General features: G+C 61.9%; 20 protein-coding genes. 7 read left to right on the top strand and 13 right to left on the bottom strand.

The genetic code is table 11. The features are described from left to right. Positions 1 to 56: 56 nt before the first annotated feature. Complete coding sequence (putA, locus tag Q0908_RS08255; protein ID WP_299282855.1) at positions 57 to 3,467, top strand: bifunctional proline dehydrogenase/L-glutamate gamma-semialdehyde dehydrogenase PutA; 3,411 nt, start codon at positions 57 to 59, stop codon at positions 3,465 to 3,467. Here putA and Q0908_RS08250 read toward each other — a convergent pair. Next, positions 3,464 to 3,844 carry a DUF4345 domain-containing protein gene (locus tag Q0908_RS08250; protein WP_299282852.1) on the bottom strand — a complete coding sequence of 127 codons (381 nt, stop codon included), beginning with the start codon at positions 3,842 to 3,844 and terminating at the stop codon, positions 3,464 to 3,466. The two genes, putA and Q0908_RS08250, sit on opposite strands and share 4 nt — an antisense overlap. 115 nt (positions 3,845 to 3,959) lie before the next feature. Between Q0908_RS08250 and Q0908_RS08245 the strand changes: the two genes are divergently transcribed. Further along, on the top strand, positions 3,960 to 4,694 hold the full coding sequence (locus Q0908_RS08245; protein ID WP_299282849.1) for a rhomboid family intramembrane serine protease: 735 nt from the start codon (positions 3,960 to 3,962) through the stop codon (positions 4,692 to 4,694). After that, positions 4,691 to 5,053 carry a GFA family protein gene (locus tag Q0908_RS08240; protein ID WP_299282846.1) on the top strand — a complete coding sequence of 121 codons (363 nt, stop codon included), beginning with the start codon at positions 4,691 to 4,693 and terminating at the stop codon, positions 5,051 to 5,053. The genes Q0908_RS08245 and Q0908_RS08240 overlap by 4 nt, the downstream gene beginning before the upstream one ends. Here the strand turns inward: Q0908_RS08240 and Q0908_RS08235 are convergent. Continuing rightward, on the bottom strand, positions 5,050 to 5,835 hold the full coding sequence (locus tag Q0908_RS08235; RefSeq protein WP_299282842.1) for an inositol monophosphatase family protein: 786 nt from the start codon (positions 5,833 to 5,835) through the stop codon (positions 5,050 to 5,052). The two genes, Q0908_RS08240 and Q0908_RS08235, sit on opposite strands and share 4 nt — an antisense overlap. Before the next feature lie 112 nt (positions 5,836 to 5,947). On the opposite strand from Q0908_RS08235, the gene Q0908_RS08230 reads away from it, so the two are divergent. Further along, on the top strand, positions 5,948 to 6,985 hold the full coding sequence (locus Q0908_RS08230) for an NADP-dependent oxidoreductase (protein ID WP_299282840.1): 1,038 nt from the start codon (positions 5,948 to 5,950) through the stop codon (positions 6,983 to 6,985). Between the two features lie 54 nt (positions 6,986 to 7,039). Here the strand turns inward: Q0908_RS08230 and Q0908_RS08225 are convergent, their stop codons facing one another. Further along, complete coding sequence (locus Q0908_RS08225) at positions 7,040 to 7,945, bottom strand: LysR family transcriptional regulator (protein WP_299282837.1); 906 nt, start codon at positions 7,943 to 7,945, stop codon at positions 7,040 to 7,042. 88 nt (positions 7,946 to 8,033) lie between these two features. On the opposite strand from Q0908_RS08225, the gene Q0908_RS08220 reads away from it, so the two are divergent. Then, complete coding sequence (locus Q0908_RS08220) at positions 8,034 to 8,891, top strand: methylenetetrahydrofolate reductase (RefSeq protein ID WP_299282833.1); 858 nt, start codon at positions 8,034 to 8,036, stop codon at positions 8,889 to 8,891. A 67-nt stretch (positions 8,892 to 8,958) separates the two neighbouring features. Next, the gene (locus Q0908_RS08215) at positions 8,959 to 9,444 is read left to right on the top strand and encodes a PaaI family thioesterase (protein WP_299282830.1); all 486 of its coding nucleotides are present in this window, start codon (positions 8,959 to 8,961) and stop codon (positions 9,442 to 9,444) included. A 7-nt stretch (positions 9,445 to 9,451) separates the two neighbouring features. On the opposite strand, the gene Q0908_RS08210 is transcribed toward Q0908_RS08215, so the two are convergent. From Q0908_RS08210 to Q0908_RS08200, 3 genes are all read right to left on the bottom strand, one after another. Continuing rightward, a complete protein-coding gene (locus tag Q0908_RS08210) occupies positions 9,452 to 10,546 on the bottom strand; it encodes a DUF2235 domain-containing protein (protein WP_299282827.1) in 1,095 nt (364 codons plus the stop codon). Continuing rightward, the gene (locus Q0908_RS08205) at positions 10,524 to 12,821 is read right to left on the bottom strand and encodes a xanthine dehydrogenase family protein molybdopterin-binding subunit (protein WP_299282824.1); all 2,298 of its coding nucleotides are present in this window, start codon (positions 12,819 to 12,821) and stop codon (positions 10,524 to 10,526) included. The genes Q0908_RS08210 and Q0908_RS08205 overlap by 23 nt, the downstream gene beginning before the upstream one ends. Positions 12,822 to 12,903: 82 nt before the next feature. Continuing rightward, on the bottom strand, positions 12,904 to 13,461 hold the full coding sequence (locus Q0908_RS08200; RefSeq protein ID WP_299282821.1) for a hypothetical protein: 558 nt from the start codon (positions 13,459 to 13,461) through the stop codon (positions 12,904 to 12,906). 100 nt (positions 13,462 to 13,561) lie between these two features. On the opposite strand from Q0908_RS08200, the gene Q0908_RS08195 reads away from it, so the two are divergent. After that, complete coding sequence (locus tag Q0908_RS08195; RefSeq protein WP_299282818.1) at positions 13,562 to 16,609, top strand: valine--tRNA ligase; 3,048 nt, start codon at positions 13,562 to 13,564, stop codon at positions 16,607 to 16,609. Between the two features lie 72 nt (positions 16,610 to 16,681). Here the strand turns inward: Q0908_RS08195 and Q0908_RS08190 are convergent, their stop codons facing one another. The 7 genes from Q0908_RS08190 to Q0908_RS08160 form a co-directional block, all read right to left on the bottom strand. Further along, on the bottom strand, positions 16,682 to 18,154 hold the full coding sequence (locus Q0908_RS08190; RefSeq protein ID WP_299282815.1) for a Do family serine endopeptidase: 1,473 nt from the start codon (positions 18,152 to 18,154) through the stop codon (positions 16,682 to 16,684). A gap of 176 nt (positions 18,155 to 18,330) precedes the next feature. Continuing rightward, a complete protein-coding gene (locus tag Q0908_RS08185) occupies positions 18,331 to 18,525 on the bottom strand; it encodes a DUF2065 domain-containing protein (RefSeq protein ID WP_299282812.1) in 195 nt (64 codons plus the stop codon). Positions 18,526 to 18,528: 3 nt separating this feature from the next. Continuing rightward, positions 18,529 to 19,416 carry a protease modulator HflC gene (hflC, locus tag Q0908_RS08180; protein WP_299282809.1) on the bottom strand — a complete coding sequence of 296 codons (888 nt, stop codon included), beginning with the start codon at positions 19,414 to 19,416 and terminating at the stop codon, positions 18,529 to 18,531. Beyond that, complete coding sequence (gene hflK, locus Q0908_RS08175; protein WP_299282806.1) at positions 19,416 to 20,582, bottom strand: FtsH protease activity modulator HflK; 1,167 nt, start codon at positions 20,580 to 20,582, stop codon at positions 19,416 to 19,418. The genes hflC and hflK overlap by 1 nt, the downstream gene beginning before the upstream one ends. Before the next feature lie 74 nt (positions 20,583 to 20,656). Continuing rightward, a complete protein-coding gene (locus tag Q0908_RS08170; protein WP_299282803.1) occupies positions 20,657 to 22,123 on the bottom strand; it encodes an FAD-dependent oxidoreductase in 1,467 nt (488 codons plus the stop codon). An 18-nt stretch (positions 22,124 to 22,141) separates the two neighbouring features. Then, a complete protein-coding gene (gene rpiA, locus Q0908_RS08165; protein ID WP_299282800.1) occupies positions 22,142 to 22,930 on the bottom strand; it encodes a ribose-5-phosphate isomerase RpiA in 789 nt (262 codons plus the stop codon). 165 nt (positions 22,931 to 23,095) lie between these two features. Then, a complete protein-coding gene (locus tag Q0908_RS08160; RefSeq protein WP_299282796.1) occupies positions 23,096 to 23,683 on the bottom strand; it encodes a hypothetical protein in 588 nt (195 codons plus the stop codon). Between the last annotated feature and the right edge of the window lie 67 nt (positions 23,684 to 23,750).

Here is a 23,750-nt window from a genome sequence, read left to right as displayed (position 1 = left end):
TGAAATTCACTTTGCGGACCCTGTTACACTGATCAAAGCGGAAAAGGGAATGCACGATGGCACGTGATACAGCGCAAGACATGGCAACAGCATTGGATACGGGCATGTATGGCGATCCTGGCGCCGCATTGTCCGATCTGATCCAGCTGGCCGATCTGTCACCACAGGACCGCACCGCCATTTGCACACAGGCCGCCGACCTTGTGACTGGCATCCGCACCAGCGCCGCGCCAGGGCTGATGGAAGTGTTTCTGGCCGAATACGGGCTGTCGACCGACGAAGGCATTGCGCTGATGTGCCTGGCCGAGGCGTTGTTGCGCGTGCCCGATGCCGACACCATTGATGCCCTGATCGAAGACAAGATCGCGCCCTCCGACTGGGGCAAGCATATGGGCCATTCCACCTCAAGCCTCGTGAATGCGTCCACATGGGCGCTGATGCTGACAGGGCGCGTGTTGGACGATGACCAGCCCGGCCCCATCAAACACCTGCGCGGAGCGGTCAAACGCCTGGGCGAGCCGGTCATTCGTGCCGCCGTTAGCCGGGCGATGAAGGAGATGGGCCGCCAGTTTGTGCTGGGCGAGGATATCGATCGCGCGATGGACCGCGCGGCGGGGATGGAGGCCAAGGGCTTCACCTATTCCTACGATATGCTGGGCGAGGCGGCGCTGACGGATGCGGATGCGCGGCGCTACCATCTCAGCTATTCGCGTGCGATTTCCGCCATCGCGCGAGCCTGCGCCAGCGCTGATATCCGCGAAAATCCGGGCATCTCCGTCAAACTCTCCGCCCTCCACCCCCGCTATGAGCGCGCGCAGGAGGCCCGCGTCCTGCGCGATCTGGTGCCGCGTCTACGCTCGCTTGCGATGCTGGCGAAATCGGCTGGCATGGGGCTGAATGTCGATGCCGAAGAAGCCAACCGAATGTCCCTGTCCCTTGAGGTGATCGACGCGGTGATGGGCGACACAGCGCTTGAGGGATGGGACGGGTTCGGCATCGTCGTGCAAGCCTACAGCCCGCGTGCGGGCGCGGCCATTGAGGCGGTCTATGACATGGCCACCCGCCACGACCGCAAGATCATGGTCCGGCTGGTTAAGGGGGCCTATTGGGACACCGAAATCAAGCGCGCGCAGGTCGAGGGGATGGACGGGTTTCCCGTCTTCACCCGCAAGCCCGCGACGGACGTGTCCTACATCGCCAACGGGCGGCGCCTGCTGGGCATGACCGATCGCATCTATCCGCAATTTGCCACGCATAACGCCCATACCGTGGCGGCAATCCTTCATATGGCCGACGGGCAGCCCTTTGAGTTTCAGCGCCTTCACGGCATGGGCGAGGCGTTGCACACCATCGTGTTACGCACACAGGGCACGCGCTGCCGGATCTATGCCCCGGTCGGCGCGCACAAGGATTTGCTGGCCTATCTTGTCCGACGGCTGCTCGAAAACGGGGCGAACTCCAGTTTCGTGAACCAGATCGTGGACGAAGATGTGCCGCCCGAGGTTGTGGCCGCTGACCCCTTTGCCGCACTGGAAGATGCCGCCGTCACCATCCCAACCGGCCCGGCGCTGTTCGCGCCAGAGCGGGTCAATTCCGTCGGCTTTGACATTTCGCACACGCCAACGCTCGCGCGGATCGACGCCGCCCGCGATCCGTTTCGTGCGCATCACTGGACGGCTGCGCCCGTGACGGTGACTGCGACCAATGGCACGGCGTACCCGGTCCTCAACCCCGCCAATCCGAATGACCTGGTGGGCACTGTCATCCCGGCAACCACCCAGACTGTGACGCAGGCCTATGGTGATGCGCAGCTGTGGGATGCGCCGGTGGCTGACCGACGCGCGGTGCTCAATGCGGCTGCGGATCTTTATGAGGCGCAGTTTGGCGAACTCTTTGCCCTCTTGGCCCGAGAGGCTGGCAAGACTCTGATGGACGCGGTTGCCGAACTGCGCGAGGCCGTCGATTTTCTGCGCTATTATGCAGCGCAAGCAACGAATGACGCACCCGCAGGCACTTTCGTGTGCATCTCGCCTTGGAACTTTCCGCTGGCGATTTTCACCGGCCAAATTGCAGCCGCCCTTGCATCGGGCAACGCAGTCCTTGCCAAACCCGCAGCGCAAACACCCCTGATCGCGCATCGCGCCGTATCGATGCTGCACGAGGCGGGCGTGCCGCTGAGCGCGCTACAGCTTTTGCCCGGTGATGGAGATGTAGGGGCGGCCCTGACGGCAGACAGCCGCGTGGGTGGCGTGGCCTTTACCGGATCAACTGCCACCGCCCTGCGCATCCGCGCCTCACTGGCCGAACACGCCGCCCCCGGCACCCCGCTGATCGCGGAAACCGGCGGGCTGAACGCCATGATTGTGGACAGCACCGCCCTGCCCGAACAGGCGGTGCGCAGCATTGTCGAAAGCGCGTTCCAGTCCGCAGGCCAGCGCTGTTCCGCACTGCGCTGCCTCTATGTGCAGGACGATATCGCGCCCGCCTTCACGGAGATGCTGATGGGGGCCATGGACGCGCTGAGCGTCGGCAACCCGTGGGACTTGCCTACCGATGTGGGGCCTGTGATCGACACGCACGCCCGTAAAGGCATCGACGCCCATATCGCCACCGCGCAGTCCGAAGGTCGGGTGTTGCACCGTCTCAAGACGCCCACGGACGGCGTGTTTGTCGCCCCAACCTTGATCAAGGTCGATGGCATCGGCGACATGAAACGCGAAGTCTTTGGCCCCGTTCTGCACCTGTGTACCTTCAAATCCCGTGATTTGGACCGGGTGATCGACGACATCAACGCAACGGGCTACGGGCTGACCTTCGGGCTGCACACCCGCATCGATGACCGGGTGCAGCACGTGTCGGATCGAATTTTGGCAGGCAACATCTATGTGAACCGGAACCAGATCGGGGCTATTGTCGGCAGCCAACCCTTTGGTGGTATTGGCTTTTCCGGCACAGGGCCGAAAGCAGGCGGGCCGGACTATCTGTCCCGGTTCCGCCTAGGTGGTGCCACGCCGCAAGCTGGCACATGGACAAGTGATGCGGCGTTGCCTGCACTTCCAACACCGGCGCGCGTCAGCTTTGGCGACATGCCCTTGCCCGGACCAACGGGCGAGTCCAACGTGTTGAGCCACCGCGCCCGCCCCGCCATCCTCTGCGCTGGTCCGGGTGCGGATGCTGCGGCACAACAAGCCGAAGCGATCACCAAATTGGGCGGTCAGGCCGTGCAGGCGACGGGCCAGATCACTCCCACCGATCTGACGGATGGCCCCGAGTATGGCGGCGTTCTGTGGTGGGGGGATAGCGAAACGGGGCGCGCCATGGCCTGTGCCCTTGCCGCCCGGCAAACTGCGATCATCCCGCTGATCACCGGCACGCCCGACCGCGCCCATGCGACGGTGGAGCGGCACATCTGCGTCGATACAACCGCGTCGGGCGGGAACGCGGCACTGCTTGGGGCGGCCAGCTAGGCCGCGCTCTGCCGGATCGCGTTTTGCCAAATGATCAACAGGGGCACGGTCAGTTCAAGCACCGTCGCCCCTGACATGATCGCATCCGGCTGACCCACAGTGACCCAGGATACCACGCGCCCCACCCCGCCCACAAAGATCGCGAGCGCAATCATGCGAAACAACGCAACCTCACGATCAATGCGCGGGATCACGTACCAGATCATCACCGCGAGCCCGAAATAGACGCCGGACTGGAACCGAAACTGGCTGTCTATTGCGGCATTGACGGCCTCGGGCGGCAAGAACCGCGCTGCCCCCACCCAAAGGTTTACCACCCCGTAGAACCCGGGGATCAGGCTCAGCACCCCCACGACGATCTGTAGTCCAAGTTTCATGCAGAGCTTCCTTTGTCAGACACGCGCCATATAGTTCGGATAACGTACCATATCGATTCTCAGCTGCACGACACAATCACTTGACCCGCCCGTGTGACTGACACAGCCTGCGCATATGTTTCCCATCCGCGATCACAATCCGTCGGGGCGCACGCCCTATGTCACCTACATGCTGCTCGCGGCCAATATCGGCATGTTCGTGTCTTATGTCGGACTGTTTGACGACGCGCGTGCGATCAACGCTTTCTTCAACGCCTACGCGATCCTGCCTGCGCGCATCTCGACCGGAGATGGCTTTCAGACGCTTGTCACATCCATGTTCCTGCATGGCGGCTGGATGCACCTGATCGGTAACATGCTGTTTTTGTGGATCTTTGGCGACAATGTGGAGGATGAGATGGGCCATCTGCCCTTCCTTGGCTTCTATCTTGTCACGGGCATTGCGGCCGGGCTGATCCACGTGGTGTCCGCCCCGTACTCACTTGTGCCCACGGTCGGGGCATCGGGTGCGATTGCCGGGGTCATGGGGGCCTATCTGCTGCTGTTTCCACGCGCACGGGTCGATATCTTTCTGTTTCTGGTTGTCTACGTCAAAATCTTTCCCATCCCGGCTTGGATCATGCTGGCGGTATGGTTCGGGATGCAATTCATGGGTGGTCTTGGCTCTGATCCACAAGCCGGAGGCGTCGCTTACTGGGCCCACGCGGGTGGCTTTATCGCAGGGCTGATCCTGACCGCGCCGCTGTGGCTGCGCCTTGGCGGGCCAACATTCTGGGACCGCACCCATGGGCGGCCGCCTCATCCTGAAGCGGTCTATGCCCGCTCAAGCATCCCAAAGGTGCGCCGATGAAAGCGTCCTGCCATTGCGGCGCGGTTGTGCTTGAAGTCACGCTGACTGACGGGCTGAGCACGGCGGGGCGTTGTGATTGTTCGTTCTGTGCCCGGCGCGCTGCCCCGGCCGTTACCGCGCCCAAGGACGGCGTGCAGGTCATCCAAGGGGCTGATGCGCTCACGACCTACACATGGGGCACCAAGACCGCCAAGCACCACTTCTGCAAAATCTGCGGTATCTACATGTACCACAATCGCCGCTCGGACCCGGATGAGATCGGGGTGAACATGGGCACGCTTGAGGGGGTGAACCCGGCCCGGCACGAGCCGATCCCGTGGACCGATGGCATCAACCACCCGTCCGATCGCGACAACTAGGCGCGCACCAGTTTGGCCAACGGGGAAAACAGACCCTCGTTGGCGCAGATGATCTCGCCATCGGCAAGCATGTCCTTGCCGGGGGTGAGCGGTTCGACCAGCCCACCCGCTTCGCGCACGATCAGCAGACCTGCGGCGATGTCCCAGGCATTGAGACGACGTTCCCAATAGCCATCATAGCGGCCCGCCGCCACATAGGCCAAATCAAGCGCCGCCGCCCCGAACCGACGCACACCCGAACAGGCGGGCATGACACGCGCCAATTCCTTGAGCGTCTCGGGCAGGTCGGCGCGGCCCCCGAACGGTAGGCCGGTCGAAAACAGCCCCTCGATCATCTTGTGGCGCCCCGACACCCGCAGGCGGGTGTCGTTCATAAACGCGCCCTGCCCTTTCTCGGCAAAAAACATCTCGTCCTTGGCCGGATCATAGACCACGCCCGCCACGACCTGCCCTTTGTGTTCCAGCGCAATGGACACCGCCCAGTGGGGCAGCCCATGCAGAAAGTTTGTGGTCCCATCCAGCGGGTCCACGATCCAGCGACGCGTGGGGTCCTCGCCATCCGCCTCGCCGCCCTCTTCGGCCAGCCAGCCATAAGTGGGCCGGGCGGTGCGCAACTCGTCACGTATGATCTCTTCGGCGGCGATATCGGCTTTGGAGACGAAATCACCCGCCCCCTTCATCGACACCTGCAGGTTCTCGACCTCGCGAAAGTCCTTGACCAACGAGCGGCCCGCTTTGCGCGCGGCCTTCATCATGATGTTCAGATTTGCGCTGCCTTGCATGAGGTCTCTCCGAGGGATGAGGGGGCCAGAGCCGCGCTATACGCCCCATGGATGCCCTTGCCAAGGGGGGCGCGGGATGTGCAGGCTGACGGACACATCACAGGAGCGTCCGATGCCCGACCATATGCGCCACATCACCCTCAAAAGCCGCCCCGACGGCGCGCCGACCCCTGCCAATTTCGAGATGCAGACCAGCGATGTGCCGCCCCCCGGAGAGGGCGAGGTACTGGTGCGTGTCCACTACATGTCGCTTGATCCCTATATGCGCGGGCGGATGGATGACGCCAAATCCTATGCCGCCCCCGTGCCCTTGGGGGGCACAATGGAAGGCGGCGGCGTGGGCGAGGTGCTGACCTCGAATGCCGATGGCTTTACGACGGGCGATATGGTGTTCGGGATGTTTGGGTGGGCGACACATGCGGTGGCTGCGGCAAACACCTTGCGCAAGCTCGACCCCACGCGCGGGCCCACCACCGCAGCCCTTGGGGTGCTGGGCATGCCCGGCTTTACCGGCTGGCATGGGCTCAACGCCTACGGACGGCCCAAATCTGGCGAGACGCTGGTGGTGGCTGCAGCCACCGGGCCGGTCGGCTCGATGGTTGGGCAGCTTGCGAAGTCAGCAGGAATGCGGGTGGTTGGCATCGCCGGGGGTGCCGACAAATGCGCGCTGGCCACCGACACGTTCGGGTTCGACGCTTGCCTTGATCACCGCGCCCACGCGGATGCACGCAGCCTGCGCAGTGCCCTCAAAGACGCCTGCCCCGACGGCATCGATATCTACTTCGAAAATGTGGGCGGCAAAGTGCTGGAGGCGGTGATGCCGCTGATGAACCCGCACGGGCGCATTCCGATTTGCGGCATGATTTCCTGGTACAACGCAGGCGGGCTTGGCGCAGGGGCAGAGGCAGCAATGTCAGCGCCCGCACTCTGGCGGCCGATCCTCGTGAAGTTCCTGAGCGTGAACGGATTTATCATCTCGAACCATTGGGATCAGTTTCCCGCATTCCTGCGAGAGGTCGGACCCAAAGTGCAATCCGGCGACATCAAAGTGGTTGAGGACATCGCCGAAGGGCTGGAAGCCGCCCCCGAGGCCTTCATCGGCCTGCTCGAAGGGCGCAATCGCGGCAAGCAGATCGTCAAGGTGATCTGAAAGGGTCGGTGGGTGGGTGCCTTTGCGCCAGCAAACAGTACCACCCGCCGCCCGTCACACAGATTGCAGTTTGCGCGCCTCTACGCGGGCCAACTCGATCAGCTTGTCCATATAGGGCTTGCCCAGATCATCCTCGCGCACCGCAGCATAAAGGCGGCGGGTCAGCCCGTCCTTTGTCAGGGGCCGGGTCACATAGTCGCTCGAATACTTCACCTCGCGCACCACCCAGTCGGGCAGCACCGACACACCGCGATTGGACGCCACCAGCAGCAGGATCACCGCCGTCAATTCGGCTTGGCGCACCGCTGCCGGTTCCACCTTGGCCGGGATCAGCAACTGGCTAAACACATCCAGCCGGGTCCGCTCTACCGGATAGGTGATCAGGGTCTGATCGCGAAAATCGGCCGCATCGATATAATCTTTCTGCGCCAAAGGGTGCGCGCTGGCGGCCACAAAAACAGGCGCGTAATCAAAGAGTTCGACAAAAGCGACACCCGCCAAATCCTCCGGGTCCGAGGACACAACCAGATCGACCTCCTCCTTCATGAGCGCAGGCAGCGCGTCAAAGGCCAGACCGGGACGGATATCCACATCCACATCCGGCCACGACCGGCGAAACACCTCAAGCACCGGAAACAACCACTCAAAACAGGCGTGGCATTCAATGGCGATGTGCATCCGCCCCGACGATCCATCGCGCAGACCGGTGAACTCGGCCTGCATCGCCTCGACCTGCGGCAGCACCTGATTGGCGAGGCGCAACAGGCGCATACCTGCCGCCGACAGCTTGAGCGGTTTCGAACGACGCACGAACAGCTCCACCCCCGCCTGATCCTCAAGACCCTTCACCTGATGGCTGAGGGCAGACTGGGTGATGTGCAATTGGTCCGCTGCCTTCGCAAGCCCGCCCGCCTCGTGAATGGCCTTGATCGTGCGCAGATGGCGAAACTCGATATGCATGTGATCCTCATGTTTATCTTGAGAGTTATGAATTTGCTTCAAGATACGCCCTGCCACATACTCGACACAAGCCCAAAGGAGCCCTGCCATGACCGCGCTGTCCTTCGAGACCTTTCCGCCAAAATCACTGGATGCCTCGTTTCACCTTTGGGACACGGTGCAGACGCTGACGCCGCTTGCGCCGCGTTTCGTGTCGGTGACGTACGGGGCGGGCGGTTCGACCCAATCCCTGACGCAAGAGGCCGCACAGACCTTGCGCAAGACGTCCGGCCTACGGGTTGCCGCACACCTGACCTGCACCGGGCAAAGCCGGGAGGACGTCATGCGCACCGCACGCAACTACGCCGCCTCGGGCGTGACCGATATCGTGGCCTTGCGCGGGGATGCGCCGGATGGCGGAGCCTTTCAACCGCACCCCGATGGCTTTGCCGACAGCATTGCGCTGATCAAGGCGCTGGCTGACACCGGCCATTTCACAATCCGTGTGGGGGCCTATCCCGACAGCCATCCCGATGCAGCTTCCATGGCGCAAAACATCGACTTCCTCAAAGCCAAGCTGGACGCAGGCGCAACCGAGGCGATCACGCAATTCTTCTTTGACGCAGACACCTTCCTGCGGTTTCGTGATGCCTGTGCCGATGCGGGCATCAGTGCGCCCATCACGCCCGGTATCCTGCCGGTCAGCAACTGGAGCCGCACCAAATCCTTTGCAGAAAAATGCGGCACACCGATCTCGGCCGTGACGCGCACCGCCTTTGACCGCGCCGAGCGCGAAGACCGCGCCGAATTGTTCGCGCTGACCCACTGTGCGGACCTGTGTGACACGCTGACGGATGAAGGGGTCGATGCGTTGCATTTCTACACGCTCAACCGCCCCGATCTGACGCTCAAGGTCTGCCGCGCGCTTGGTCTGGTCCGTCCCTCACAAATTCGGAATGTGGCATAAGCAGAGGCTAGACCGATCGGTCTGGCTCACCTAACCTCACCGGTGTAACAATCACCGGACCCTGCCCATGCCACGCATAGCCACCTCTGTCGCCGAGCTGCTTAGTCGGGACGAGCTTTTGTCCATGTCGGGCTATGACTTCATGCGCGGGATACTCGAGGGCACGCTGCCCGGACCGCCCATCGCGCAGACGATGGGATATACGCTGCATGCGGTTGAGGACGGTCGGGTCACCTTTCGCGGCGCGCCTGCATTCACCGTCACCAATCCAATGGGCACGGTGCATGGGGGCTGGTACGGCACGTTGCTCGACAGTGCGATGGCCTGTGCTGTGATGACCAAAGTGCCGCGCGGCGCGGTCTACACAACGCTGGAATACAAGATCAACATCACCCGCGCGATACCGTTGGGTATGGAAATCGACTGTGTGGGCGTCGTCGATCATTCGGGACGCTCAACAGGTGTCGCATCAGGCGAAATACGCGGCGTTGAGGACGGCAAACTCTATGCCACCGGCTCAACCACCTGCATCATCATGACACTGAAACCCTGACAGCGACTCAAAGAACGTCCTTGGCAGCCGATCCGCGCAGGCCTGCGACCCACTCGCCCCAGCCCTTGGGCGGCGGGGCCTGAGCGACCGACGGGTGGACCCGCTCGGACGGGTCAAGGCCGACCTTACGCGGCTTGCGCGTCACCAACCATCGCCCGAAGCCCACAAAAGACCCCATCGAAGGTGCCGTGGGGTCCTGCGGAAAGCGGCTCGCCCACCCCTCGGGCAATGGCAGCCCACAGCATTCGGCCATTTCAAGCATCCAGACCAACGGGATATTGGCCAAGGGGCGCGAGCCGTATTTGCCGGACAAATGCCCGCCAATGTCGCCATGCACCCCGCGAAACCACATCTGCACGAGATGACCGTCCCAATCGTCGGTCGTGTCCCACATCACCGGCGCATAGGCGACGCGGGTTTCGTTGCGGGCCAGCGCGTGAAAGCCGCGTTTGACCGATTTGCCAAGCTGGTGGTTGTGAAAGGCGTGGCGCGGCGCGCTGAGGCGCCACAGAAAGGGCATGTTGAGACCCAGGGATTTCACCGTGTCCCAAGCGCCGATCATCTCGATCTCGACCGCTTGGTGGCAGTTGTTTTCGGCAAAAATCTTGGCCGTTGCCCCTTCGGGATTGCATTCGTAATACCGGTAGACGTCGCGAATATTGCGCTCGGTCGCGGCCTCGGGTTTGAGCAACCCAACCCGGTCGATGATGCCGGCAAGCGAGCGGACCGCATAGGCCCCGCGCGAATAGCCAAACAGAAACACCTTGTCGCCGGGCCGGTAACGCGAGGCGAGATAGCCATAGGCCCCACGGATCTGGCGATTGATGCCGCGCCCGAAAATGACGTCGCCACCGCGACGCCAATGAGACCATTGCAAACCCGGCTCGTAGTAAAGCGACACCGCGCTGCCCATCTCAGCCACCAGTTTGTTGGTGAGGCCCGCGTTGGTTTCGTCACACTCATCCAGCGACGACATCGTGCCATCGATGATGATCACATGCGTCGTCTGTCCGCGGGTCGGAGGCGTCACCTCCGGCAAACCTTTTCCGAACTGGCTTTGAAGCCAGCCCGCAATCGATTTATTCAGCCGCGATAGGGTCATTCCTAAGCAATTCCCACACTTTCATCGGTGTGAAGGGCATATCCGCCTGGCGCACACCGTGATCCCACAGTGCATCTTGCACCGCATTGGCCACCGCTGCCAATGCTCCGACCGTACCAGCCTCGCCGCAACCCTTCATCCCCATGATGTTGGCCGTTGACGGAACCGGTTCTGACGTAAACCCGATGTAGGGAACATCATCGGCGCGCGGCAAGGCATAATCCATGAACGTTGCCGTGAGCAGTTGGCCATCTTCGTCGAACTGAACATGCTCGGTCAGGGCCTGACCAATACCTTGAACAACGCCCCCATGCACTTGGCCTTCGGCCAGCATCGGGTTGATAAGATTGCCAAAATCATCCACGACCGTATAGCGATCAACAGTCGTGACACCGGTGTCCGGGTCAATCTGCACTTCTGTAACATGACATCCGTTTGGAAAGCTGCGCGCCTCGAGTTTGACGCGGCGTTCATGCACCATCAGATCGTCGCGCCCCTTGTCACGGGCCATCTCGGCGACCTCGAGCATGGTGGGGGTCATGTTGGACCCTTCGGCCCGGAATCGCTCATCATCAAAGGTGATCTCGGCCGCAGGCACGCCCATCTCGTCCGACAGGAAGGCGGCAAAGGCTTCGGTCATCGCCGACACCGTATACAGGGTCGCGTTGTTCTGAACCGTGACGGACCGCGACCCGCCCGTGCCGCCCCCGACTTTGATCCGGTCGCTGTCGCCTTGGACGACGTCGATCATCTCGACCGGGATGCCAGTCTGGTCCGAAAGGAACTTGGCATAGACCGTCTCGTGCCCCTGCCCATTCGACTGTGTGCCAACATAGATGTTGACCCGACCCTCATCGGTAAATTCCACCTTGGTGCTTTCGGTTGGATCGCCGAGGATGCTTTCGATGTAATAACAGACCCCAAGCCCGCGCAGCAGACCGCGATCCGCATCCGCCGCCTTGCGCGCGGCGAACCCGGCCATGTCGGCCTCGACCTCGGCGCGGCTCAGCACCTTGTTGAAATCGCCCACGTCATAGGTTTCGCCCACGGTCGTGGCATAGGGAAACTGGTCGGGCTTGATGAAGTTGATGCGGCGCAGCTCGAGCGGATCGACCCCAAGCTCGCGCGCGGCCCGGTCCATGGCGCGCTCGAGGATATAGATCGCCTCGGGGCGGCCCGCGCCGCGATAGGCATCCACTTGCGTGGTGTTCGTGTAATACCCGACAGAGCGCAGATAGGTCGTTTGCACATCGTAAACCCCCATCAGCACGCGGCTGAACAATTGGGTCTGGATCGCTTGGGCAAACTGGGAGTTGTAAGCCCCCATATTCGCCTTCGTATGGACGCGATAGCCGATGATGCGATTGTTTTCGTCAAAGGCCAGTTCGGTCAGCGAGGTGAGATCGCGGCCTGCATTGTCGCTCAGCATCGCTTCGGTGCGTTCGGACATCCAGCGCACGGGACGACGCAGATCGCGGGTGGCATGGGCGAGCACGAAATATTCGGGGTACATCATACCCTTCATCCCGAACCCGCCGCCGGTGTCGGGGTTGGTGACGCGGATGGTCTCGGGATCGACATTCAGCGCCTCGGCCAACTGGTCCTTGGGGCCCCATACGCCTTGGCCGTTGATGGCCACATGCAGGCGGTCGCCCTCCATTTCTGCGTAACAGCCGCGCGGCTCCATCGAGTTCACGATGACCCGGTTGTCGCCCACATCCAGACTGATGACGCGGGCCGCCTTGGCAAAGACCGCCTCGGCCGCATCCGCATCCCCCATCTCCCAATCATAGGCGATGTTCTCGGGCGCTTCGGGGTGCAGCGTCTCGCCCCCTGCGTCAATGTCCATCTTGGCGGGCAGGTCGTCATAGTCGAGCATGATGAGTTCCGCCGCATCGCGCGCCTGCGCCAACGTGTCGGCCACGATCATCGCCACCGGCTCACCCACAAAGCGCATCCGGTCGCGCGCCAGAATGGGGCGTTCGGGGGCCGCGCCCTGGGTTCCGTCGCGGTTGGGCATGGTGGCCCCGCGCATCCCCACCTTCATGCCCGCCGCTTCCAGATCGGCCAGCACATAAACCGCGTGCACACCCTCTGCCGTGCGGGCGTCCGCCACATCGAGTTCCGTGATCACCGCATGCGCGACGGGCGAGCGGAACACGAAAGACTGCAGCGCATTTGCAGGTGCGATGTCATCGACATAGCGCCCCTCTCCGGTCAAGAACCGCACATCTTCGCGCCGCGTGACTGACTGGCTTTTTCCGAACTTTTCCATGGGGAACGCTCCTGTGGCTGGAGTGGCATTGGTTGAGTGCGAACCTAGCGGTTGCGCGGGCAGTGTCCAGAGCCGTAAGCGACTAGGATTTGGACACGGACGGCACGTTTGACGCCCTTTGGCGTGGACCGACATCGCCAACCCACCATATGCGGTTGCGGCTGTCGCGAAACACTTCGATCTTTGTGCCGGGCCGGTAACCGACATAGCGCTCATCGGAGTAGGTTTGCAGGCTTTTGCGCCGGTTGCCGGACGCATCGCGCCAGACCAGCACATAACCTTCAATCTCGCGATTGACCTTAAGGGCCCATTCCCGCACTTCGCGGACTTCAATGACCTCGGCCTGCTCGGCCACGCCGAAATTGCGCGCGCGGATCGCCTCAACCGCGTTGCGCCAGATCACCAGCAACCAGATCAGGCAGGCCCCACCAGCGCCCAAGGCATAAGTGCGCAAAAGGGTTGCCCAGTTTCTGGAGTCTTCCGCCTCAGGGCCGGTGGCCAACTCGGCATTGATCCCATAGCCCCAACTCGCCGCGCTCAGGATCACGCACAGCACAGACAGACCAAAGGGCCACAGCCCACCAAAGCGCCACAGTATCTCGACAAGCCCGAGGGGCGGTCCGTGTGTCGCATCGTTCATAGACCGCGCGCTAGCGCAGCGTCGCGGCCCCCAAAACCCCCTTTCCTTCATAGGCCCGCGCGGCTATCTCACGGGCCACGGAACACAGAGGATACGCGCCATGGCCCTTGGAAAATTCAACGCCGCAGACGTCGAGGCGCGCATCTATGCTGAATGGGAGGCGCAGGGTTGTTTCAAGGCGGGCGCAAATGCGCGCGACGGGGCCTCGTCCTATGCGATCATGATCCCACCGCCCAACGTGACGGGCGTGCTGCACATGGGCCACGCGTTCAACAACACGCTACAGGATATCATGGTGCGCTGGCACCGCATGCGCGGGTTCGATACGCTGTGGCAGCCGGGGACGGACCATGCGGGCATCGCCACGCAGATGGTGGTTGAACGGCGTCTCGCCGAACAGCAACAACCCTCGCGTGCCGAGCTTGGCCGCGCCGCCTTCACCGAAAAAGTGTGGGAGTGGAAGGCCGAAAGCGGTGGCACCATCGTGTCCCAACTCAAGCGGCTTGGCGCGTCCTGCGACTGGTCGCGCGAGGCCTTCACCATGTCCGGCGCCCCCGGTGCACCGGCGGGCGAGGAAGGCAACTTTCACGACGCGGTCATCAAAGTCTTTGTCGAGATGTACAACAAGGGCCTGATCTATCGCGGCAAGCGGCTGGTGAACTGGGACCCGCATTTCGAGACCGCCATTTCGGACCTCGAAGTCGAGAACATCGAAACGCCCGGCCACATGTGGCACTTTAAATACCCGCTCGCGGGGGGAGAGACCTACACCTACGTCGAAAAGGACGAAGACGGGAACGTCACGCTGGAGGAGCAACGCGACTATATCTCCATTGCCACCACCCGCCCCGAGACGATGCTGGGCGACGGGGCCGTGGCCGTGCACCCATCCGACGAACGCTATGCCCCCATCGTGGGCAAACTCTGCGAAATTCCGGTTGGCCCCAAGGAACATCGCCGCCTGATCCCGATCATCACCGATGAGTACCCGGACAAGGATTTCGGGTCGGGCGCGGTCAAGATCACCGGCGCGCATGATTTCAACGACTATCAGGTTGCCAAGCGCGGCGGCATCCCGATGTACAACTTGATGGACACAAAGGCGCGGATGCGCGACGACGGGCAGCCCTACGCGGTCGAGGCCGCGATTGCCCAAGCCATCGCCAACGGGGAACGCGACTTTGACGAGGCGATGATCTCGGCGATGAACCTTGTCCCGGACGAATATCGCGGGCTGGACCGGTTTGAGGCGCGCAAGAAAGTCGTGGCTGACATCACCGCCGAAGGGCTGGCCGTGATGCACATGGTGCCAGTCACGGACGCGGAGGGCAACGAGACGGTCGAGGCCATGCCATTGGTCGAGAACAAGCCGATCATGCAGCCTTTCGGGGATCGCTCAAAAGTGGTGATCGAGCCGCTGCTGACAGATCAGTGGTTCGTGGACACTGACAGGATCGTCGGCCCGGCGCTGGACGCGGTACGCAATGGCGATGTGAAAATCATGCCCGAAAGCGGGCAAAAAGTGTATTTCCACTGGCTCGAGAATATCGAGCCTTGGTGCATTTCGCGCCAGTTGTGGTGGGGGCATCAGATCCCGGTTTGGTACGGGCCAAGTGTCACCCACATCGAAAACGCCGACGGCACCGAATCCGACGAATGGGATATTCAGAACCCGCAACATTTCTGCGCGCCCACCCATGCCGAGGCGCTGGAACTCGCGGTCGAGTATTACATGAACAGCGGTGCCAAAGGGTTCCTCGTGGACGAAGAGGCCGCCAATGCGGATGAGGCGATTGCGCTGACCTATCACGAGGACGGCCAGCCCGTGCGGTTATGGCGGGACGCGGACGTTCTCGACACGTGGTTCTCGTCCGGTCTCTGGCCCATCGGCACGCTTGGCTGGCCCGAGGACACGGACGAACTCGCGCGTTACTTCCCGACCTCCGATCTGATCACCGGGCAGGACATCCTGTTTTTCTGGGTCGCGCGGATGATGATGATGCAGCTGGCCGTGGTCGATCAGGTGCCGTTTAAGAACGTCTACCTGCACGGCCTTGTGCGCGATGCCAAGGGCAAGAAGATGTCGAAATCGACCGGCAACGTCATCGACCCACTCGATCTGATCGACGAATTTGGCGCGGACGCGTTGCGCTTTACCAATGCGGCCATGGCCTCGCTTGGGGGTGCGCTGAAACTCGACACCCAACGGATCGCAGGCTATCGGAATTTCGGCACGAAACTGTGGAACGCCGCCAGCTTTGGCGAGCGCAACGGCACCTTTGAGGTCGCCCATTCCGACGCGGTGCCCGCCGCCACCCTGACCCCCAACCGCTGGATCAAGGGCGAGGTCGCGCGCACCCGCGAGGCGGTCGATGCAGCCCTCGCCGAATACCGGTTCAACGATGCGGCCAGCGCGCTTTACGCCTTCACATGGGGCACGTTCTGCGACTGGTACATCGAGTTGACGAAACCCATTTTCGAGGGCGGTAGCGAGGCCGAGATCACCGAAACCCGTGCCGTCTATGCGTGGGGGCTCGATCAGTGCCTCTTGATGCTGCACCCGATAATGCCCTTCATCACCGAAGAGTTGTGGGGCCAGACGGCGCGGCCCAAACCGCTGGTGCATGGCGACTGGCCGACCTACAGCGCAGCCGATTTGGCGGACCCGAGTGCGGATGCGGAACTGGGCTGGGTGACAAGTGCAATCGACGCGATCCGTTCGGCCCGCGCGCAGATGCACGTGCCTGCGGGCGCACGCATCCCGATGGTGGTCGTGGGCCTTGAGGATGCGGCCCGGGCTGCGTGGGAGGCGAACGAAAGCGCATTCAACGCGCTGGCGCGCATCACCGAGTTGAACGAGGTGGACGACTTCCCGAAAGGCACCGTGACACTTGGGCTGGCAGGCGGGCGGTTTGGCCTGCCGCTGGACGGTGTGATCGACGTCGCCGAAGAAATCGCGCGACTGGAAAAGACGCTCGGGAAACTGGCCAAGGAAGTGGGCGGGCTGCGTGGGCGGCTGAACAATCCCAAGTTCGCGCGAAGCGCGCCGCCCGAAGTGGTGGCCGAAACGCAAGCCAACCTTGATGCGCGCGCTGAGGAAGAGGGCAAGTTGCAAGAGGCCCTCGCCCGGCTTCAAGAACTCGGCTGAACCGAACCAAACGACCCAACGAAAAAGGCGCCCCGATCAAAGGGCGCCTTTTGTCATTTCAGAGGGGTGGAGTCACTCCGCAAGGCTGAGCGCCACAAAGCGCGGATCACCGGCACGGCGCACAAGCAGCAGCAGCGACTTGCGGCCTGCCTCTTTCACTTCGGCCAGACGGGTCTCAAAATCCGCGATGCTCGCGATCTTTTGCTGTCCGGCTTCGGTGATGACGTCGCCCGCGCGCAGACCTTTTTCATAGGCTTCGCTGGTTTCATCCACGTCCGTCACAGCCAGACCTTGTTGGCCTTCACCCACGCTCAGCTGTTCGATCAGCTCATCCGTCAGCGTGCTGAGGGTCAGGCCAAGCACCTCTTTGGTTTCGGCCTCTTCGGGTTCGGCAGGTGTGTCTGCCACCGCAGGCGTTGCACCTTCGGCCTCTTCACGGCGGCCAAGGGTCACCCGCAATGTCACGGTTTCGCCATCACGGAACACGACCACGCGCACGGTTTCACCGACGGGGCTGTTGCCGACCTGACGTACCAGACCGCGGGTGTCGGCCACGTCCACGCCAGCAAAGCTGAGAATCACATCGCCGTCCTGCATACCTGATTCAAGTGCCGGGCCTTCGGGCACTGAGGTGACCAACGCGCCGGCGACTTCCTCAAGGCCAATCGCCTCGGCGATGTCTTCGGTGACGTCCTGAATGCGCACACCCAGCCAGCCACGGCGGGTTTCGCCGAATTCCTGCAACTGATCAACTACGCGGGTCACCACGTTGGAGGCCATGGAAAAGCCGATGCCGATGGAGCCGCCATTGGGCGACAGGATTGCGGTATTCACGCCGATCACCTGACCGTCCATGTTGAACAGTGGACCGCCCGAGTTGCCCCGGTTGATGGCCGCATCGGTCTGGATGTAGTCGTCATAGGTGCCGCTGAGGGCGCGGTTGCGCGCAGACACGATCCCGGCCGACACCGAGAAGCCCTGGCCAAGCGGGTTGCCCATCGCAATGACCCAGTCGCCCACACGCGCCTCATCGCTGTTGCCGAAGGGCACATGAGGCAGCGGGCCTTCTGCGCTGACCTTGAGCAAGGCGATGTCGGTGTTGGGGTCGGTGCCGATCAATTCGGCCTCAAGCTCGTCACCGTTGAAGAATTCGATCAAGATTTCGTCGGCACCTTCGATCACGTGGTTGTTGGTGACGATGAAGCCATCCTCGGAAATCACAAAGCCCGAACCCAAAGCGGATGAGCGGCGGGGGCGGTCGCCCTGCCCGTTGCGGTCCTGGAATTCCCGAAAGAAGTCCTCGAAGGGGGAGCCTTCGGGCACAACACCTTGCGGCCCTGTGCGTCCTTCAATCACGGTGGAGGTGGTGATGTTGACCACCGATGGGCTGATCTGTTCCGCCAGCGGCGCGAGGCTTTCGGGGCGGGCCGTGGCCGTCACGGTTTGCACCAGCACAAAGGCCAGCGCGAGCGCGCCCATCCAGAGGGCGCGGATGTAATTCACATCAATAAGCTGTCTCGAAAGGGCAATTGCCTGTCGCTGCATCAGGTCTCTCCTGCTTCGTCTTGGTGGCCAGTCCGGCCGAATAACACACACACGTATGTGCGTTTGCACACAGGGTGCATGTAGGGTTGCATCCTTGCAACATTAAAGATGGCTCTGTCGCGCTTGGTTTCAACATCCCGTTACCAATGTGTGAACGCGAGACACGTGCGGGGCGGTCAAATGCCGATATAGAATGCAAGCCACACGCAAATCAGACCCGACACCATCACCAGCGCACCCAGTTGGCGGCGCACGCCTTCGGGCAGGCTGCGCAGCACTTGAAGGACGCGTTCAATAAGCGAAGGGGCCAGCACATAGGCCAGCCCCTCCACGATCATCACAAGGCCAAGGGCCAGAAGCACCCATGCCATGGGTTATTCCCCCTCAAGGCTCCGCGCGCCCTGATCGGACTTCAGATAGTTGAAGAACTCACTGTCCGGCGACATCACCATGGTCGAGTTCGTCGCCCCGAGCGCGCGGTCATACGCTGTCAGCGACCGGTAAAATTCAAAGAATTCAGGATCGGCCCCGAACGCATCGGCAAAGATGGCGTTGCGGCGCGCATCCGCTTCACCGCGAATGATCTCGGCCTGACGTTCCGCATCCGACGTCAGCTCAACCACCGTACGGTCAGCTTGCGCGCGGACCCGTTGGGCGGCCTCGTTACCACGGGCCCTTTCATCCGTCGCCTCACGCTCACGTTCGGCGCGCATCCGTTGGAAGGTTGCATCGAGGTTTTCGGTAGGCAGGTCCGTCCGCTTGAGACGCACATCCACGACTTCAATGCCAAGCGCGCGGGCTTCGGCAATCGCACCATTGCGGATGCGCAGCATCAGCGCGGCACGATCCGAACTCAGGATGTCGTTGGACGACACCGAACCCAGCACTTCGCGCAGTTCGTTGCGCAAAATACCATCGATCCGGCGTTCAGCGGCCCCTTCACCACCTGTACCAACCGCTTGGCGGAACTGATTCAGATCAGCGATCCGATACCGCGCAAAAGCATCCACCACCAGACGACGGTCATCCAGCGGCGTGACTTCAAGCGGTTCGACGTCACGGCTGAGGATCCGGTCATCATAGCGCACGACCTCCTGAATCAGGGGAATTTTCACCCCAAGCCCGGGCTCTTCCTTGATATCGACCACGCGGCCGAATTGCAGCACAAGCGCCTTTTCACGCTCGTCCACGATGTAAAGTGCCGACAATGCGATGGCCACAGCCACCACGACGACGGGGATCAGAAACGCAGATTTACGCATCAGTTTGTCCCTTCAGTAGTGTTGCGACGCAGTTCGTTGAGCGGCAGATAGGGCACCACGCCCTGGCCGTCGCCTCCGTTTTCGTCAATGATGACCTTGTCGACACGGCCCAGCACACGCTCCATCGTTTCAAGATAAAGACGTTTGCGGGTCACGTCGGGGGCCTTGGCATATTCTTCCAAAACGGCGGAGAAACGAGACGCTTCACCTTCGGCCTGGTTGACCTGTTGAGCGCGATACCCTTCGGCCTCTTCCAGAAGCTGCGCGGCCTGACCACGAGCTTCGGCGAGAACACGGTTGGCATAGGCATCCGCCACGTTTTGCAAACGATCCCGTTCCTGTTCAGCGGCCTGAACGTCGCGGAAGGCGTCGATCACGGATTGCGGCGGGTCGGCCTTGTCAAAGTTCACGCGGATGACCGTCACACCACTGTCATAGCTGTCGAGCGTGTTTTGAATGAGGTCGAGCAGCTGCACGGCAATCGCACCACGGTCCCGGTTGAGGATTGGAGCCAGGTCCGACTGCGCGATAATCTCACGCATCGCCGATTCCGCAACAGCGCGGATGGTCGGGCGCGGATCACGCAGGTTAAACAGGTACTTGGCGGGATCGTTGATGTTCCAGACGACCTGGAAGTCGATGTCGACGATGTTTTCGTCACCGGTCAGCATCAGACCCGCATCGCCCCCACGTCCGCCCACTCCTATCTCTTCGGTCTGTTCGCGGGTGACGGGGATCACTTCGGCTGTGACCACGGGCCAGGGCGCAAAGTTCAGACCCGGGTTGCCGATGGCAGAGAACTCGCCAAGGAACAACTCAACCGACTGTTCTTCGGGTCGGACCGTGTAAAAGCTGGCCATCCCCCAGAGTACAATCGCGGCCAAGGCACCAAGGCCAAGCGTGCCGCGGGTCAGGAACGGGCCGGAGCCCCCGCCATTGCCACGCCCCCCACCTGTGCCGCCGCCACCGCGACCGCCCATCAGGACACGCAGTTGTTCCTGGCCTTTCTTGACCAGCTCATCGATCTCGGGGATTTGCGGACCGTCATCACCGGGCCGACGCCCGCCGCTGCCACGGCCAGGCTCACGCGAGCCGTTTTTGCGCCCGTCATCCCCGCCGTTCGAATTTCCGCCACCCCCCCAGGGGCCGCCTGTATTGCCAGCCATATGGTGTAGTTCTCCTCTTGTCGTGCGACATGTGCCGCACCTTAACTTGTCACTTGTGTCTAGATATCGAAAATTCAAGCGGTGCGCATGGGCGTCTTCATGGTCACGATCTCTTCGGACATGGTCGGATGAACCGCCACGGTCCGGTCGAAATCTTCTTTGGTTGCGCCCATTTTGATGGCGACACCCGCCAGTTGGATCATTTCGCCCGCATCCGGCGCGACGATGTGACAACCCAGAACCTTGCGGGTTGTCTGGCTGACCACCAGCTTCATCAGGACGCGGCTATTCTTGCCGCCAAAAGCCGTCTTCATTGGGCGGAACGAGGTGCAGTAGACATCAATCTCTTCCTGCTCGCGCGCGTCCTCTTCGCTCAACCCCACGGTGCCCATTTCGGGCTGGGTAAAGATCGCCGACGGGATCAGGTCGTGATCGACAGCGGTCGGGTTGTCTTTGAACACCGTTTCGACAAAGGCCATACCCTCGCGGATGGCGACCGGTGTGAGGTTCACGCGGTTGGTGACGTCCCCGATGGCATAGACGCTGTCCACGGCCGTCTTGGAGTATTCATCGACCACGATCTCCTTGCGGCGCCCGATTTTGATGCCAAGCTCTTCCAGCCCCAGATCGGCGGTGTTTGGGTCGCGACCCGTGGCAAAGAGCACGATGTCATATTCGCGCGCGTCCCCGCTTGTGGGTTTGACCCAGACCGACTGTGACCCGTCGCCGGAGCGCGCCGCTATCAAAGCAGCCGATTGTTTGGCGTCGGCCCCCATGGCCGCGTCCGTTGCCGTGGGTCCGTTGACGGCGTCGTAATCGCCACCGCCCGGGGCCATTTCGACAATGTTGGTTCCCAAATGCAGATTGATCCCGTTTTCGCGCATGGCCTCGGCGATCAACCCGCGGGCTTCGTCATCAAAGCCGCGCAAGATCTGGGCCCCGCGATAGAACTGCGTCACCTCGACCCCAAGCCCGTTGAAAATGCAGGCAAATTCGCAGGCGATATAGCCGCCGCCGATGATCAGGATGGATTTGGGTAGTGTCTTGAGGTGGAAAATATCGTCGCTCACTATCCCAAGATCGGCATTGGGGATGTCGGGGCGCACCGGATGGCCGCCGGTTGCAATCAGGATCGTCTTGGCCGTTTTGGTTTCCCCCGTGGACAGCTCCACCGTGTGGGCGTCCTTGAGACGGGCGCGGGCGTCAAACGTATCGACGCCGGACGATTTGAGCAGGTTGCGGTAAATCCCTTCAAGACGGTCAAGTTCGGCTGTCAGATGGCCCTGAAACTTGTCCCAGTGGAACGCGCCCTCGTTCATGTCCCAGCCATAGCCCCGGGCAAGCTCCGGCATGCCGGAAAATTCGCTGGCAAAGACCATCAGCTTTTTGGGCACACAGCCCCGGATCACGCAAGTGCCGCCATAACGATCATCTTCGGCCAGTGCGACGCGGGCACCGGCCTCACCAGCGGCCACACGCGCCGCGCGCACCCCGCCCGATCCGCCACCAATTACAAACAGATCGTAGTCATAGTCCGCCATGTCAGCCGCCTTTGGTTCTTAGTCTGCAAGGTCCGTGAACAGGTTGTCCGTCTCGAGGAAATCAAGCCGCTCCTGTTCGACCGTGCCTTCATTGATATCTCGCACCTCGACCCGGCCATCACCATAGCCAATCACGACAGCATCACAAATATCGATAAAGAGCCCGTTTTCAACCACGCCCGGCATCTGGTTGATGACAAGGCTGAGCTGGCGCGGGTTGCCGATCCGCTGCAAATGGAGATCCATGATGTAGTTCCCCTCATCCGTGACAAAGGGGTGGTCTCCGTTCATGCGTAAACTGGACTGGCGGCCCAGAACGTCCATGGAAATAAGGGTTTCCTCGACAAGGGCCTGGGTGGTCTGCCAGCCAAAGGGAATGACCTCGATCGGCAGGGGGAACGCTCCCAGATGTTCGACCTCTTTGCCGATGTCGGCGATCACCACCATTTGATCAGAGGCGGTCGCCACGATCTTTTCCTGCAGCAGTGCGCCGCCCCCGCCCTTGATCAGGTTCAGGTCCCCATCAAATTCGTCCGCGCCGTCAATGGTGACATCCAGCCACTTCGCCTCGTCCAGAGAGATCACTTCGATGCCGACTTCGCGGGCCAGATCAGCCGTGCGGGTCGAGGTCGGCACACCCTTGAAGCGCAATCCGCCATCGCGCACCTGTTCGCCCAGACACCGTACCAGCCAGGCCGCTGTGGATCCGGTGCCAAGGCCCACGCGCATTCCATCCTCGACATAGTCCGCCGCACGTTTGGCGGCGACGAACTTCGCCTTGTCGATGGGTGACAATTCTCCGGTCATGATATGGCGACTCCCCGTGTGTTGAGGCGCTTATACGACCCCGCGCGGTGCGTTGCGACCCCCCAAGGGGGTTTGGGTGTTCACCTTGGTCGGCGAAGGTGTATCGCTCAACACGGGGGGCATGCCCCCTTAAAGGACTTGGTAATCCGTCAGGCGGTGCACTACTCAAGCCGGCGTTTTGAGCGCATTCATTACATCCAGCACCTCGGACATCTCAACCGCGCCGTCGCGATTAAGATCAAACGTCATCATCGCGCGCATCGCATCCGCTGCATGTGGACCCATCGCAACCTGTGCCTTGCGGCTGGCATGCGCGCGTATCTCGCCCCATGAGACGACGTGGTCGCCGTTCACATCTGCCGCACGAAACCAGACCAGCAAGCGGCCGCGCATCGTTGCACTTGCCGCGCCCAGCAACACGTTCAACTCAGGTCGGGTCACTGCCAGATCGCCGTTCAGATCCGCCTCAAGCAGCCGACGCATCTCGCGGGCGCGCAGTCGGGCCAACTCCGCCGCAATCGCCTGTTCGATATGGGCGGCTCGCAGACCGTCCCGGCCTCCGTAGCCAAGGATCAGCCCCGCCGCCTCTTCCACAAAGGCTTCGGGACGGGTGCGCATTCGATCCAGCGTGGTCCCCGGCGTGCGCGCCACCAGCACCTCCAACAACGCTTGCCCCGACACATCCTGCGCCAACGCAAAGCGCCAGGGCATCAAACAGGCAATCAAGGCAAAAACCGCAATAATCCATCGCATCGTGACATCCTCCTGCTTCGATCCAATCCCATCAGGGTTAAGTCTGGGTTAAGCCTGACCAAATCAC

The sequence above is a fragment of the uncultured Tateyamaria sp. genome, assembly GCF_947494755.1.
GTDB lineage: Bacteria > Pseudomonadota > Alphaproteobacteria > Rhodobacterales > Rhodobacteraceae > Tateyamaria.
This window is presented reverse-complemented; position numbering and strand designations above follow the sequence as displayed.

What these genes read in the sequence shown, in the direction of transcription:
- putA (WP_299282855.1), top strand. Translation starts at nt 57, where the DNA reads ATGGCACGTGATACAGCGCAAGACATGGCAACAGCATTGGATACGGGC.
- Q0908_RS08250 (WP_299282852.1), bottom strand. Translation starts at nt 3,844, where the DNA reads ATGAAACTTGGACTACAGATCGTCGTGGGGGTGCTGAGCCTGATCCCC.
- Q0908_RS08245 (WP_299282849.1), top strand. Translation starts at nt 3,960, where the DNA reads ATGTTTCCCATCCGCGATCACAATCCGTCGGGGCGCACGCCCTATGTC.
- Q0908_RS08240 (WP_299282846.1), top strand. Translation starts at nt 4,691, where the DNA reads ATGAAAGCGTCCTGCCATTGCGGCGCGGTTGTGCTTGAAGTCACGCTG.
- Q0908_RS08235 (WP_299282842.1), bottom strand. Translation starts at nt 5,835, where the DNA reads ATGCAAGGCAGCGCAAATCTGAACATCATGATGAAGGCCGCGCGCAAA.
- Q0908_RS08230 (WP_299282840.1), top strand. Translation starts at nt 5,948, where the DNA reads ATGCCCGACCATATGCGCCACATCACCCTCAAAAGCCGCCCCGACGGC.
- Q0908_RS08225 (WP_299282837.1), bottom strand. Translation starts at nt 7,945, where the DNA reads ATGCATATCGAGTTTCGCCATCTGCGCACGATCAAGGCCATTCACGAG.
- Q0908_RS08220 (WP_299282833.1), top strand. Translation starts at nt 8,034, where the DNA reads ATGACCGCGCTGTCCTTCGAGACCTTTCCGCCAAAATCACTGGATGCC.
- Q0908_RS08215 (WP_299282830.1), top strand. Translation starts at nt 8,959, where the DNA reads ATGCCACGCATAGCCACCTCTGTCGCCGAGCTGCTTAGTCGGGACGAG.
- Q0908_RS08210 (WP_299282827.1), bottom strand. Translation starts at nt 10,546, where the DNA reads ATGACCCTATCGCGGCTGAATAAATCGATTGCGGGCTGGCTTCAAAGC.
- Q0908_RS08205 (WP_299282824.1), bottom strand. Translation starts at nt 12,821, where the DNA reads ATGGAAAAGTTCGGAAAAAGCCAGTCAGTCACGCGGCGCGAAGATGTG.
- Q0908_RS08200 (WP_299282821.1), bottom strand. Translation starts at nt 13,461, where the DNA reads ATGAACGATGCGACACACGGACCGCCCCTCGGGCTTGTCGAGATACTG.
- Q0908_RS08195 (WP_299282818.1), top strand. Translation starts at nt 13,562, where the DNA reads ATGGCCCTTGGAAAATTCAACGCCGCAGACGTCGAGGCGCGCATCTAT.
- Q0908_RS08190 (WP_299282815.1), bottom strand. Translation starts at nt 18,154, where the DNA reads ATGCAGCGACAGGCAATTGCCCTTTCGAGACAGCTTATTGATGTGAAT.
- Q0908_RS08185 (WP_299282812.1), bottom strand. Translation starts at nt 18,525, where the DNA reads ATGGCATGGGTGCTTCTGGCCCTTGGCCTTGTGATGATCGTGGAGGGG.
- hflC (WP_299282809.1), bottom strand. Translation starts at nt 19,416, where the DNA reads ATGCGTAAATCTGCGTTTCTGATCCCCGTCGTCGTGGTGGCTGTGGCC.
- hflK (WP_299282806.1), bottom strand. Translation starts at nt 20,582, where the DNA reads ATGGCTGGCAATACAGGCGGCCCCTGGGGGGGTGGCGGAAATTCGAAC.
- Q0908_RS08170 (WP_299282803.1), bottom strand. Translation starts at nt 22,123, where the DNA reads ATGGCGGACTATGACTACGATCTGTTTGTAATTGGTGGCGGATCGGGC.
- rpiA (WP_299282800.1), bottom strand. Translation starts at nt 22,930, where the DNA reads ATGACCGGAGAATTGTCACCCATCGACAAGGCGAAGTTCGTCGCCGCC.
- Q0908_RS08160 (WP_299282796.1), bottom strand. Translation starts at nt 23,683, where the DNA reads ATGCGATGGATTATTGCGGTTTTTGCCTTGATTGCCTGTTTGATGCCC.